Consider the following 14,091-nt stretch of genomic DNA (forward strand, 5'->3'; position numbering starts at 1 on the left):
CAACGTAAGACCATAGGTTATAAATAAAACAATATGATTTTAGAAATGAAAGTGCCTTCACCAGGCGAATCAATTACTGAGGTGGAAATTGCAGAATGGTTAGTGCAAGACGGAGATTATGTAGAAAAAGACCAAGCTATTGCTGAGGTGGATAGCGATAAGGCAACTTTAGAGTTACCAGCAGAAGCTAGTGGAACTATTACTCTTAAAGCAGAAGAAGGTGATGCTGTTGCAGTAGGTGCCGTTGTTTGTTTAATCGATACAAGTGCAGCGAAACCAGAAGGTGGAGGGGATGCTCCTGAAACTTACAAAGGTGGTGATGAAGGTGGTGGTGACAAAAATGTTGCGGACGAATTAAAGAAGGAACAAGAGCAAACTCCAAATACAGGCGAAAAAGCTTCAAACCCTGCTAAAAACACTTATGCTTCTGGAGTTGCAAGTCCGGCAGCTAAGAAAGTATTGGCTGAAAAAGGAATAGAGGCTAGCGCTGTTTCAGGTACAGGAAAAGATGGAAGGATTACTCAAGATGATGCTGTAAAAGCGGTACCTTCAATGGGAACTCCAACTGGTGGAAATAGAGGAACATCGCATAGCAAAATGTCTATGTTACGTCGTAAGGTAGCTGAACGTTTAGTGGAAGTTAAAAATACAACAGCAATGTTAACCACATTTAACGAGGTTAATATGACACCAATCTTTGAATTACGTAAGCAGTATAAAGAAGATTTTAAAGCGAAGCATGGAGTAGGCCTTGGGTTTATGAGTTTCTTTTCTTTAGCTGTTGTTAGAGCACTAAAAATGTATCCGGCTGTGAATTCTATGATAGATGGTAAGGAAATGTTGACTTACGATTTTGTAGATATTAGTATTGCCGTTTCAGGTCCTAAAGGATTAATGGTACCAGTAATTAGAAATGCAGAGAATTTATCATTTAGAGGAATTGAATCTGAAGTTAAACGTTTAGCATTGAGAGCTAGAGATGGTCAAATTACGGTTGATGAAATGACTGGTGGTACATTTACAATTACTAATGGTGGTGTATTTGGTAGTATGTTGTCTACTCCAATAATAAACCCTCCTCAAAGTGGGATTTTAGGAATGCATAATATTATTGAGCGACCTATTGCTGTAAATGGTAATGTTGAAATTCATCCTATGATGTATGTAGCTTTGTCTTACGACCATAGAATTATCGATGGTAAAGAGTCTGTAGGATTCTTGGTTGCTATTAAAGAAGCATTAGAAAGTCCAGAAGAATTATTGATGGATAATAATGTAAAGAAAGCCTTAGAATTATAAGACTAAAAAAATATAAATAAAAAAAGCGCAATTTCATTGAGATTGCGCTTTTTTGCTCCTAACAAAGAGCAACTAACTAAACTAATTAAGATTAACTAAAGAAATTAACAGCAATATTTGCCGATATCACAATTATTGAACTAACAATTAATAAGATAATAAATACCTTGTCATTTTTTGAGGTTGATTCATTTTTCATTGTTTCCATGGACTTATTGTATTTTTAAAAACTTCGAACTATAATACAATTCAAAGCTAATAAGGTTTGTATTTGAGGTTTAAATTAATAGCTGATGTAAAGTTGCAAATAATTATAACACAATACTATACGTGACTTTACGTATTTTTTGATTTTATTCCACAAAAAAAGGCCTCGAACAAAAGTTCAAGGCCTAATAATCCCTAAGAATTAATCAATCCTGGTTTTTTTAGAATTAACTAATAGCAAAATTTTATGTTACAACCCCTACATTTGTAACATGAAGTAAAGGTCATAAAAAAAACAACACCATACTATACGTAACTTTACGTAGTTTGTGTTTTTTTTAGATTTAAGTGTCGAAAAAAGCTGAATTTTCTTTTGCCCAAATCAATAAACTGTTTTGTTTTCGCTCTAATTTGAGTTTTTTTATAATATTACTTTTATGTTTTTCTACCGTCCGAGGAGAAATTAAAAGCAAGTCGGCAATCTCTACTCCAGTTTTATTTTGAGATATTAACTTAACAATTCCTTTTTCGTGATTAGTTAATAAGTCAAAATTATCAGGTAGTTCGTGTAATTCTAAAAACTTCAGTAGTTCTGGACTAAAATATGCCTTGTCTTTTATAACAGACGAGATACAGTTTTCAATTTCTACTAATGCAAATTCTTTTAAAACATAGCCGTAAACACCTAATGCTTTGGCATCATAATATGTTTTTTCGTCCTTTTCGAAAGTGATAAGTACAATCTTAGTCGGCAGTTTATCAGTTTTACATTGCTCAGCAATCTGTAAGCCTGTTAAGAACGGCATCTTTATATCTAATATGGCTATATCTGGAGTATGCGCTTTTATAAGCGCTAATGCTTCTTTTCCGTTTTTAGCACTCGCAAGTACATTAAACTTTTTCTCTATTAAAAAATCGTGCAGACCTTTTAGAACCAAGGGATGGTCATCTGCAATAATGATTGTGGGGTTCATTCTTTGCTATTAAGAATCTTAAAGGTAGTAAGAAACTTCAGCAAATAAAATTTCTGAAACCATTTTAATCTTAGAAAGGTGTTATAACTTTAAATACAAGTATTTCTTATCGTAGTCTATAATGCCTTTACCTTTTTTTAAGATGTCTGCCCCAATAATACCATCCACAGGATCTGCATTATGGTTTACTAAGCCATTATTTACATGAGATAAATTAAATAGGATTAGAGCGATGCGGTTTTTCTTCCATTTCCCAACTTTTATAGCGTTGGACGTAGAGATTTGCGTCAACATGTCAGATGCACCTGCACCAACAGCTTTAATTTCAGAATCTTTAACTTTAAGATTAAAGCGCTCAATAGCTTCAAAACCAACACAGCTATTTGAAGCCCCTGTATCTAATATAAATCGTCCTTTAACACCGTTAATACTGGCTTTTATTTCAAAGTGATTCGTTTTAGTAAATTTCAATTTTATTTTAGAATAGCCTTTATTTAAGAGGAAGTCTTTTAGCGTTTCCATGTCTTTTGTTTAAAAATTAATAACCAACATAAGAATGCAACTATCAAGCCTAAGATGAAATAGACATACAAATTGTAGTTGCTAGAAGGTTTTGATACCGTTAAGTCTCCAAAATAGACAAATGCACTCCAATAATAGGGTGACTTTTTAATATTGGAAATGTCAGGATTACTTAAATACGCTAATTTGGAGTTTTGATTGGCAGAAAAAGCAGATTCGGTTTTTCTGAGATCGCTGTAAAAATTAGACATTAATTGCGAGGTCGATAAGTCATTGATTTTCCAAAGTGAAACCACTAAGTTAGAAACTCCTGCATATTTAAAACCACGAGTCAAACTCATGCTGCCTTCTCCTTTGTGAAGCATTCCGACACCAGTTTCACATGCACTTAAAACCACTAAGTCATTTGTTAAATCGAGATTGTACAACTCTTGTAAGTATAATTTTGAATCTATAAAATCGATATTGGCAGGAGTTGTAAAATCACCACTATTAGCATGCGTCGAAAGGTGCAGAATACTATACTGGTTTATTTGATCTAACACATCTTTTTTTGTGGCCGCATTGTACATTAAAAACTCGGTTTTAATTTCATCGTCTATACGTTCTGCCTCATCTAAAGAATAGGTGAGTTTTAAATTACTATTATCAAAAACAGGAAACACACCCAAAGCAGAATTCTTGAACTGATAAGGTTTTGTATTCGTATAAAATAAAGCACTTGTATGATACGCTAAGCGATGTTTCTTCACTAAAAACGGCATTTTTGAATAATTAGAAGTTGCCGTTTGTTCCGTTAATAAAGTTTCAAAAGGAATAAAATTTAAAAAGCCATCTGCAATAATCACCACATTTTCATAGGCGCTAATTTTATTCAATTTTAAAAATTCATAGAGTTGAAACGCGTGATCTGTAAACTGAGAGATATCATTGTTGATGACTGACGCATTATCAAAATAATCTATAAATGTTGAAATTTTAAGTTTGTTGGATTCTGATAATTCTATGTGTTGAAAATCAATATGATTTGGTGTAAATACAAATTGATACAAGTTATTTTTCCCATAAAAGTATTCTATTAAACAGGCTTTGTCTATGTTTAATTTCGATTTTAGGTTGGTTATATTTATACTCTTCGAATAATTTGAAGGATATTTTTTATTAATAGAATCTTGTAATTGCTTTAATTTAGTGCTTGTGGTTATGAGTTGTAATTGTAAACTATCGCGATCTAATAATTGCAATTGCGCTCTATTTATAGGTCTATTAAGTAATCTGTTAGATAATTGTTGTTGCTGTTTTAATAAATAATGTTCTTTTAAAAGAAGGCTATCGGTTGGATGTTTTTCTAAAAGTGTCTTTTTGTTAATATACCATTTTAGAGCTGAAGCTTTAGTGTATTCTGCGTAGTTAAAAGCGCGTTTGGCATAGTCGCTTTCCCCTTTTAGCTGAAACATATTGTATAATATGGCTATGCATTTTTCACTACGGCCTTTGTTAATGCTTGCATTAAGAATATAGCTTTCTTGGCTGGTGTTTTCTTGTGTGAGTAAGTCAGAAACATAGAAGCTTAAATCGTAATAATGCAGTGCGTTTTCGGATTCTGTTTCTAACTCGGCCCATAAATCGAAAACATCAATAAAGGTATTTTCGGGATATAAATCAGTTGTTTTTGGTAATTGAGTGCCGTCAAAATTGGGTAATAAAATGGCTAAGCAATTTTTTAATTTAGCAATGGCCTTGTCATTTAGGTTTCGTTTAAAATCTAATTGTGCTTCCTGAAAACTAAATTGCGCTCTACTTCGTGCAGAGGAAAGGTTGTTAATTGTTAGAGGTCTTAAACGATTTAAATAAGAAAAGGCTTTGTCATAATCTTCATTGTTTAAAGCCGTTTCGTAGTGGAGTTGAAGGTCTTCAAGATTACCAATATCACGTCCTAGAACAATGAGATCATTTTCCAAAAACAATCGCTTTTGATTGCTTTTTATAAGTAGATTACTTTTTCTTTTTATATAGTTGAGGTTTTGTTTTTGATGTTTTATTATGCCTTCAACTTTAAGGCCTTTATTTACAATAGTTATAACTTGCTGATGTTTATGTAAGGATTGATAGAGCTTTGCTAAATTAATGTAACCAGAAATTTGTTGTTGTTTGTTATTTTGTTTTTCGGCAAGTTGAAGATAATAGGTGGTAATTTGTTCTGCTTTTATATAGGCATTCGTTTTATGATAGAGAATACCTAAAGGAATCAAACAATACTCTACAATATCATAAGTTGAAATATTGTGGTCATTATAAAGTTGATGGGCTTTTTCGTAGCTCTTAATCGCTTCCTTTTTTCTGTTTGTTTTATCGAGATAGTACGCTTTATTAACTAATAGATTTATAAAAGCATAGTACTCATCCTTTGTATTAAGTTGTGTTTCAAATTGAAGACTGTTTTTATGTAATACCGTTAAACCTTTATCTGTTTGGTTTTGATTAAACGTTTCAGTAGCTACATAGATAGCCTCTTCTAAATCTTGAGCAAAACAAGTTCCGAAGACCAGCATAAAAATTAAGATGAGTCCTTTTTTCATTTATTATAGAACCGTTTTTAAACTAGAATTTCCAAATCGCATAAAGTTGTAAATAATTATAATCGTCTTCTAAATTAAACACATAACGTGCTCCAAGACTCGGGCCAATACGCGCAAAGCCAGCTGTAGCTTCGACTAAGAAGCCTTTTCTGAAATTAGTGAAGGATTCTGTGACTTCTTCATTAGTGGTGCGGCTATCAAAAAGAAAAAGATCGGCACCTTGGCCTTCAAATTGTTCAATTAAAACGGATCGCTTTTGTTTTTCGTTTACCGAAACGGTACCAATAATTCCGGCTCCTAAACCGATGTAATTATTCACATTATATCGCACTAATACTGGGATTTCCCAATCTATATTGCTGTAGCTTCTGCTTGTTGTTGTGCGTTGGGTGTATGGAATACCGACTGCGCCATCATCTATAAATTCTTCTCTTATTTCTGTATTAGTGTCATATTTATGAATACTGTTTAATAATTCAACCTGCCAATACCAACGATGGGATTTATAAGGTGAAATAGTAGCTCCTAAAAAGTAACTTTCCGAATTTTTTAAATCCGCAAATGAATTGTAACCTGCTTTTACACCAATAGAAATACCTGGTAAAAATCGTGTTGTAGAATAGTTGGTGATTATTGGTTCGTTTTTGTCAAAGATTATGGCTGTTCGCGATTTCGTTTTCTTTTTATGAAAATCATCAGAGAACTTTAATCTGTATTTTACAAAGCCTTTTGTTGAATCATATTCTTTTACATTTTTCTGTTCGCTTCCAGGAAGATAGATATTCTTGAATGTAAAAATCGCTTGCTTTGCAGTATAAGTGGTGTCGAGGCAACTATAGGCAACATCATATTTTGGACAAATTTTCACCTTGGGATACATGTCTAAAACTTCAATACTCGATTTATCAAACATATCTGGAATATCCGTTTCTAAACGAATCGTTGTAGCCGGACCTTCACCATTATTCTGAAATCTAATTTTAAATTTGGGCTTTTTAAAACGTACTAACCTATAATTTAGAAATGAGGCATTAGACGACATTTTATTAGGGTCGTGAGACGTTACAATTTCCATTTCCATATCTTTTACATGGTGATTGTCGTAACTGTTATCTGGTACATAGACACCTCTAACAGAAATAATCGCAGAAGTGTCTTTTAGCATTTCCTTGGTAGTCTTTAAGCTGTAAAACACATGGCGTTCTTCATTTGGTTCCATATTGTCAAATCGAAGTTGACTTGAGTTTCTATAGGCGAATTTAGCATCGTCTAAAGTTTGAGGTAGATTTTTTCGTACCGTTGTATCTTGAGGTTTTGCTTTTAGAGAGAGTAGATTATCTTCAGCTGAGGCATAATACACATCAGAATCAAATTTTGAGGCATACACAATAGCGTCCTCTATTTCTTTTTCATTGTGATATGGTCTGGTTTCAATAAGGTTGAAGTTGTCTGCTTTGTATTTCGCTTCATTGTAAAACAAAAAGAATTTTCCATTGGTGGTGTATGATTTTGTGTTTTTATAACTTAAAACAATGACGATATCCTCATTTGGCATGGGCTCTCTATTGCGTTGAAGGTTTAAAGCACTATCCATTGATGCTTCATCTTTGTAATCGTCAGTAGCATTATTAACTTTTATTTTTTTAGGACGTGTTAATGGAGGTTTTCCGGTATCGTAATTATTGGTTGCCCATAACCTAACGGTGTAGTCTCCATTTCTTTTATAGGTTTTTTTAGGTTCTTTTTCTTTGCTAAATGTACCATCTCCAAACTCCCAGAAATTAGTGTAAAAAGCTTTTGGTGCACCTGCAATCTGGTTGAGTTCTGGTGCGTTTGCCTTAAATTCAATTTGGTTGCCAAGATTTTTATGTTCAATACTTGCCGTTCTACGTGTGGTATCTTTTGCAATGTCTTGCTGTGCAAAACTAAAAACTGAAAAGCTAAAAACGAAATAAAATAGAGTTATAGGTTTCATGGAGGTGAATTTATTGTGATTAAATTTAACAATTAATAACTAATAGGGTTCTAATTATCAAGTAAAAAGGATTTATGGTTGTTTATAGATAGCACAAAAAGTCAGAAAAATTAATTTCTGACTTTTATAAACTAAGTAGGTAAGCGTGATTTATGGTAAATCATTTATTAAAGCTGTTAATGAAGCTTCCGTTCCTACTGTAGTCTCCCCTAAATAAAACGTAATAATTTCGTTAGCAACAATAGTTACTGGTTTAATAGAATATCTCCACTCTCCATCAGATTCAGAAATAAAAATAACATGACATTCTAAACCAATTGGTATTTGTCCGTAATGTTCACTAAAAAGATTTAAAGTATCATCGTAAGTGTCTAATTGTGCTAAGGCTGGTAATTCGCCATCGTAAGATAAATACACTGCACTGTTTTGATTATCGTAACCCGCTGGTGGTTGTACTTGAAGTGTTGTTTTTGGTCTTGGATCATTATAAAATTTATCGACATTGGTCCAGCCAAATCCTTCCAAAATCCCATAATAATTTTCACCTTCTAAAAATAGACCTCCATCTCCATTGGTGTTATCCTCAATTTCATCCCAAAGTAAGTTGCCATCTGCATCTATTTCGCCAGTCCAAAGGCTCATGTCTGGATCAGCGCCTCCTGTTAAGCTTGTTGGAATCATTAATTGTAAGCCACAGTTTGTATCTAAAACAGTCCCATTTTGAGTGGCTTCAATAAAGAATTCTCCCCCAGTAATTATTAAGGCTTTATCACCATTTGGTAATTTTCCCATAGTAGGTTTATTGGTCGTTAACATACTACCTTTTTCAAAAATTTCAACATATTCTAAGGTTATGTCCCCAGAAACTGGGTTGCCATTGTCGGTAAGGCAATTTGCATTTAAATTAATTTGAACACCGTTTTCTGAGGTTAATGAAATGTAACCATCGTCTGTATTAAAACTAAATAGTTGAGTATGGTTATCTAGTGCGATGTCTCTAATGTTTTTAAATTCTTGAGCTGTAGGTGGTCCTTCATTTAGTAGGCTGTCATCGGCATCGTCTTTAGGATTACAGCTAGTAGCAAGTATTGAGGTTATTAATAATAGGGCAAAAAGGCTGAATAGTTTTTTACTTAAAATACGTTTTGTACTTGTTCTGATGTGAATGTTTTTAATTGTTTTCATAATAGTTGAATTTATGGTTATCTGTTGTTATATAAACAGGGTAATGAAATTGTTACCCTGTTTTTTGATTTTTTTTAATATTTGCTGCTTGCGATTACCTTATAGGTTATTATATCGCCTTTTGAAGCTAACGTAATCATTCTTGCTGCTGCAGATTTGGATGATGCAAAGCCTTGAGATTTACTATGTCTACTTTCTACGATCCATAAGTAAAGCCTTTTTGATGTGTCGTTTGCTTCAGATTTTAAAACCTTAAAGCTTTTAATTTGCTTTTTTAAGATGATTTCTCCAGAGCTGAATAGGGTAATCATGCGTTTTGCATCTTCAAGGTTTAGTGAGGTCCCTTCACTTTTACCGCTTTTAGTGATTACTATCCAATCATAAACTTTTATGATATTGTCTGTTGTAATTTCTAATGACGTTTCATTAGTTGCGATCGTGCTTTTAGTTGTAGCGTTTAAAGTTGAGAAACCTAATACTACTGTTGCAAAAAATAAAATTGTAAGTTTCATAATCGAGGGTTTTTGAATTAATTATTTTGATTTTGTTTTGTTCAGTTTTGTTTCACCGTTACACCCTTATATAAAAACACATTTAAAATTGTTACCCTCAATTTGTAAATATTCTTTAAATTCGTTGAAAATAAAGGGTTCATGAACGATAAAAAATTACACGAAGACCAAAAATATATTGATGGATTAGCCGACAACAATGCCTTTATTATTCAAGCGATCTATGATAAGTTTGCGCCCAAGGTGATTAATTATATCAAGCAGAATAGTGGAGATGCATATGATGCACAAGATGTTATTCAAGAAACTATTATAACCATATATAACCAAGCGAAACAAAAGAAACTACAATTAACATGTCCGTTTGATGCTTATTTTTTCTTGCTCTGTAAACGAAAGTGGTTAAATCAATTAAAGAAAAGTAAGGGGAAAGAGGTAACAATTAATGAAGAGGTGTTATCTAAGGATGATGATGCACAAGTATTGTCTTTTGAAACTTCGATTTTCGAAAATAAACAAGCCTTATTTAATGAGATGTTTCAACAATTAGGAGATGCCTGTAAAGATTTACTTAAAGCATCTTTTAAAATAAAATCTATGGAAGACGTTGCTAAAAGTCTCGACATCACTTATGCTTATGCACGAAAGAAAAAATCGTTATGCATAGGGCAATTAACAAAACTTGTGAAAGCATCCCCTAAATTTAACCGACTTAATTATTAATATTATGGAAGAACAAGATTATATACAGTTTGAAGCTTACCTCGTTGGAGATTTGTCTGAGGAGGATTTATTAGCATTTAATATGCGATTAGAATCAGATCCTGAATTTAATAAGTCTTTTGAGATTTATAAAGATCTATCTTCAAATCTAGAACATCAAATTGCAAACGAACGCGAAATTTTTGATTTCAAAGCCAATTTAGATGTTATTTCTAGTCAGCATTTTAATGCCATTCACGATAAGGAACTCGTAGTTAAGCCGTCTCCAAAATCTAATTTCTATAAGTATGCTGTTGCAGCCTCTGTGGTCGTTCTTTTAGGATTCTTTGTTTTTAACCAGTTTGGAGGTCCTAAATATGATGATTATAATAACTTTGATCCTATTAGTTTAACGGTTAGAAGTTCTGATGATTCTAATTTTAGCAAAGGAGAACAGAGCTTTAATGCAAAGAATTATAAAGAAGCTATAAAGGTCTTTAATCTTATTTTAGAAGATGATTTTACCAATTTAGAAATTCAATTATATAAATCTATGGCTTTGGTTGAAACCAATCGGTTTGAAGAAGCTGAGATTTTATTAGGAAAAATAACGAATGGGAATTCAGCCTATCAAAATAAAGCAAAATGGATTTTGGCCTTAAATTATTTAAAACAAGATAAAGAGTCAGAGTGTATTAAAGTTCTTAAAACGATACCTCAGGATGCAGAAGATTACAAAACGGCTCAAGAATTATTGGAGAAATTAGACTAAACTTTAAACGCTAGTAATATAGCGCTATAGCCCTTTAAAATAAATACTAAAACGAAAGTCATCAAATCCAAGATGACTTTTTTACTTTTGCAAAATGATTATTACAGATACCCATACCCATTTGTACAGTGAGGCTTTTGATGAAGACAGGGCAGAAATGATTCAGCGAGCTATAGATGCTAACGTAACACGGTTTTTCATTCCGGCAATAGATTCTACCTATACAGAATCTATGCTTCAACTCGAAAAAGATTTCCCTGAACATGTCTTTTTAATGATGGGTTTGCATCCTACTTCTGTAAAAGATAATTATAAAGAGGAATTGCGTCTTGTGGACGAATTATTAGCGCAACGAAAATTTTGTGCTATTGGAGAAATTGGAATTGATTTGTATTGGGATAAAACGACTTTAGATATTCAAATTGAAGCCTTCAAACATCAAATAAATCTTGCAAAACAATATAAGTTGCCTATCGTTATTCATTGTAGGGACGCTTTCGATGAAATTTTTGAAGTTTTAGAACACGAGAAGTCTGATGATTTATTCGGGATTTTTCATTGTTTTACTGGTACTTTAGAGCAAGCGGAAAAGGCAATTTCCTATAATATGAAATTAGGAATAGGAGGAGTCGTTACCTTTAAGAATGGTAAAATAGACCAATTTATCAATCAAATAGATCTCAAGCACATAGTTTTAGAAACGGATTCGCCTTATTTGGCACCAAAACCATTCCGAGGAAAACGAAATGAAAGTGCTCATATATATAAAGTCTTAGAAAAATTAGCAGAACTTTATGAAATAAGTGAAGAAGAAATCGCTACCATTACTACAGAAAATTCAAAAGCTATATTCGGAATTTAAATGACAAAACAACCACATATTCTATTAATATATACCGGTGGCACCATTGGTATGATTAAAGATGTTGAAACTGGTGCGCTAAAAGCATTCGATTTTAATAGTCTGCTTGTTAAGATCCCAGAATTACGATTACTAGATTGTACCATTGACACCATTTCTTTTGACGAACCCATAGATTCATCCAACATGAATCCTAAATATTGGGGAGATATAGCGACGATTATAGGTGAGAATTATTTAAAATATGATGGTTTTGTGGTTTTGCATGGTAGTGATACGATGAGTTATTCGGCATCTGCACTTAGTTTTATGTTAGAAAATTTAGCAAAACCAGTAATCTTTACCGGTTCACAATTACCAATTGGAGATTTACGTACAGATGCAAAGGAAAATCTAATTACATCTATACAGATGGCCTCTTTAAATATTGAAGGTATACCTGTCATTAGAGAAGTAGGCTTGTATTTTGAATATAAATTATACAGAGGCAATAGAACTACAAAATTAAATGCTGAACATTTTGAAGCTTTTGAGTCGTTAAATTATCCGCATTTAGCAGAATCTGGAGTTCATTTAAAAGTCAATTCTGAACATTTATGGAAGCCAACGCCAAACACAAAATTGATTTTGCGTACAGCCATGGACACTAATATTGGGGTTTTAAAATTGTTTCCAGGTATTTCTAGACCAATATGTGAAGCCATTCTTAGAAGTAAATTAATTAAAGGACTTATTATAGAAACTTACGGTTCTGGCAATGCGACAAGCGAAGCTTGGTTTATAAAATTATTAAGTGAAGCAATTAACAATGGTCTTCATATAATTAATGTCACCCAATGCGCAGGAGGTAGTGTAAATATGGGCCAATATGAAACCAGTTCACAGTTAAAATTGATTGGTGTTATTTCCGGAAAAGATATTACTATAGAAGCGGCGATAGCCAAAATGATGTACCTTTTAGGCGAGAAAATTGAAGGAAAAGAATTCAAAACTATTTTCGAAACGTCCTTAAGAGGTGAAATGTCCTAAAAATAACAGAAAATAACACTATAAATTTTAGTGTTTGAAGATTTTTTCGTTATTTGGCACTATGTAATTTGAAATAAATTTAGAGAGAGGTGGCCGAGTGGTCGAAGGCGCACGCCTGGAAAGTGTGTATACCTCAAAAGGGTATCGAGGGTTCGAATCCCTTCCTCTCTGCTGATATTTTACGTGATTATTGCATATTTTTTTTTACCTTTAACACTTTAACTAATAAAATTAAGATTCAGAACAATGAAAAGATTATTTTCTATCCTTGCCATAACATGTTTAATGGCTATCGGAACTGTTAATGCCAATGCAACAACAGCCTTTGCAAGTGCAACAGCAACTGTAACAAGTGTAACTCAAAGTGATGATGCTGCGGCAGAAGAAGATTTGAGTTTCCATCAAGTATTAAAAAAGCGTTTTATTGAAGGGGGTGCAGGCTTTATGGGTATTGTACTATTATGTTTAATTCTTGGTTTGGCAATTGCTATTGAGAGAATTATCTTTTTAAATCTTTCGACTACAAACACTAAAAAATTAACTCAAAATGTAGAAGATGCACTAAACTCTGGTGGTATCGAAGCAGCAAAGGAAGTTTGTAGAAATACAAAAGGACCTGTTGCCTCTATATTCTATCAAGGTTTAGACAGAGCCGATGAAGATATCGATGCTGCTGAAAAAGCTGTTGTAGCTTATGGTGGTGTACAAATGGGACAATTAGAAAAGAATGTGTCTTGGATTTCATTATTTATCGCTTTGGCGCCAATGCTTGGTTTCATGGGTACGGTAATTGGTATGATTTCTGCATTTGATAAAATTGAAGCTGCAGGTGATATGAACCCATCATTAGTAGCAGGTGGTATTAAAGTCGCACTTTTAACAACTGTATTTGGTCTTATTGTAGCGATTATACTTCAAATTTTTTATAATTATATCATTGCGAAAATAGACAGTATTGTAAATGATATGGAAGATGCATCAATTACTTTGATGGATTTATTAGTAAGACACAAAAAATAAAAATTAATTATGCACAAAATATTTAAAATTATTGCCGCTGCTCTTAGTTTGTTTGGTATCATTTCTCTTGTGAGAATTATTGTTGCTGGTGACGAAGCTATGGAAACAGGTGGTGAAGCAGGTTTGTTTGAGCCTATGGCCTACAGTGCTTACGTGATATTAGGATTAGTTGTTGCATTTGTATTATTTTTTGTTGTACAAAATCTAATTACAAATACGGCTTCTCTTAAAAGTACATTAATTGGTGTTGGTGCGTTTGTAGCTGTATTAGCCATTTCTTATGCTTTATCTGGAGGAGATACAATAGTATACAAAAGTGGTGACGATTTGGCAACAGAAGGACAGTCTCACATGGTTGGTGCCGGTTTAATTGCATTCTATGTATTATTAGCAATTGCTGCAATAACTATGATTTTCTCAGGAGTTAAAAAAGTAATTAGTAAATAATATAAC

Annotated in this window: 13 protein-coding genes and 1 tRNA gene; 8 read left to right on the plus strand and 6 right to left on the minus strand. The window is 32.9% G+C overall.

Annotation, left to right across the window (positions count from 1 at the left end):
- Window positions 1–33 precede the first annotated feature (33 nt).
- On the plus strand, window positions 34–1,299 hold the full coding sequence (odhB, locus tag HM984_RS10320) for a 2-oxoglutarate dehydrogenase complex dihydrolipoyllysine-residue succinyltransferase (protein WP_115810532.1): 1,266 nt from the start codon (window positions 34–36) through the stop codon (window positions 1,297–1,299).
- Window positions 1,300–1,850: 551 nt separating this feature from the next.
- On the opposite strand, the gene HM984_RS10325 is transcribed toward odhB, so the two are convergent.
- The 6 genes from HM984_RS10325 to HM984_RS10350 form a co-directional block, all read right to left on the minus strand.
- Window positions 1,851–2,480: a response regulator gene (locus tag HM984_RS10325; RefSeq protein ID WP_115810530.1), complete on the minus strand. Its 630-nt coding sequence runs from the start codon at window positions 2,478–2,480 to the stop codon at window positions 1,851–1,853.
- Window positions 2,481–2,561: 81 nt separating this feature from the next.
- Window positions 2,562–3,002, minus strand: coding sequence for a retropepsin-like aspartic protease (locus HM984_RS10330; protein WP_115810528.1), 441 nt, complete (start codon window positions 3,000–3,002; stop codon window positions 2,562–2,564).
- Complete coding sequence (locus HM984_RS10335) at window positions 2,990–5,581, minus strand: CHAT domain-containing protein (protein WP_179349112.1); 2,592 nt, start codon at window positions 5,579–5,581, stop codon at window positions 2,990–2,992. The genes HM984_RS10330 and HM984_RS10335 overlap by 13 nt, the downstream gene beginning before the upstream one ends.
- Window positions 5,582–5,603: 22 nt before the next feature.
- Complete coding sequence (locus tag HM984_RS10340; RefSeq protein ID WP_179349113.1) at window positions 5,604–7,556, minus strand: PKD domain-containing protein; 1,953 nt, start codon at window positions 7,554–7,556, stop codon at window positions 5,604–5,606.
- A 150-nt stretch (window positions 7,557–7,706) separates the two neighbouring features.
- Entirely contained in the window at window positions 7,707–8,741 is a 1,035-nt protein-coding gene (locus HM984_RS10345) for a hypothetical protein (protein ID WP_218845043.1), read from the minus strand.
- Between the two features lie 74 nt (window positions 8,742–8,815).
- Window positions 8,816–9,253 (minus strand): hypothetical protein, encoded by a 438-nt coding sequence (locus tag HM984_RS10350; RefSeq protein WP_179349114.1) that lies wholly within the window; start codon window positions 9,251–9,253, stop codon window positions 8,816–8,818.
- 141 nt (window positions 9,254–9,394) lie between these two features.
- Here HM984_RS10350 and HM984_RS10355 point away from each other — a divergent pair, with 141 nt between their 5' ends.
- From HM984_RS10355 to HM984_RS10385, 7 genes are all read left to right on the plus strand, one after another.
- A complete protein-coding gene (locus HM984_RS10355) occupies window positions 9,395–9,976 on the plus strand; it encodes an RNA polymerase sigma factor (protein ID WP_179349115.1) in 582 nt (193 codons plus the stop codon).
- 4 nt (window positions 9,977–9,980) lie between these two features.
- Window positions 9,981–10,727: a tetratricopeptide repeat protein gene (locus tag HM984_RS10360; protein ID WP_179349116.1), complete on the plus strand. Its 747-nt coding sequence runs from the start codon at window positions 9,981–9,983 to the stop codon at window positions 10,725–10,727.
- Between the two features lie 94 nt (window positions 10,728–10,821).
- Window positions 10,822–11,589 (plus strand): TatD family hydrolase, encoded by a 768-nt coding sequence (locus HM984_RS10365; protein ID WP_179349117.1) that lies wholly within the window; start codon window positions 10,822–10,824, stop codon window positions 11,587–11,589.
- Window positions 11,590–12,618, plus strand: a complete 1,029-nt coding sequence (locus tag HM984_RS10370; RefSeq protein WP_179349118.1) for an asparaginase — start codon at window positions 11,590–11,592, stop codon at window positions 12,616–12,618.
- A gap of 83 nt (window positions 12,619–12,701) precedes the next feature.
- Window positions 12,702–12,789, plus strand: a tRNA-Ser gene (locus tag HM984_RS10375).
- Between the two features lie 75 nt (window positions 12,790–12,864).
- Window positions 12,865–13,638 (plus strand): MotA/TolQ/ExbB proton channel family protein, encoded by a 774-nt coding sequence (locus HM984_RS10380; protein ID WP_040756945.1) that lies wholly within the window; start codon window positions 12,865–12,867, stop codon window positions 13,636–13,638.
- A 9-nt stretch (window positions 13,639–13,647) separates the two neighbouring features.
- Window positions 13,648–14,085: a hypothetical protein gene (locus HM984_RS10385; protein ID WP_115810512.1), complete on the plus strand. Its 438-nt coding sequence runs from the start codon at window positions 13,648–13,650 to the stop codon at window positions 14,083–14,085.
- Window positions 14,086–14,091: the final 6 nt, after the last annotated feature.

The organism is Winogradskyella pacifica, assembly GCF_013403915.1.
In the GTDB taxonomy this organism is placed as follows: Bacteria; Bacteroidota; Bacteroidia; order Flavobacteriales; family Flavobacteriaceae; genus Winogradskyella; species Winogradskyella pacifica.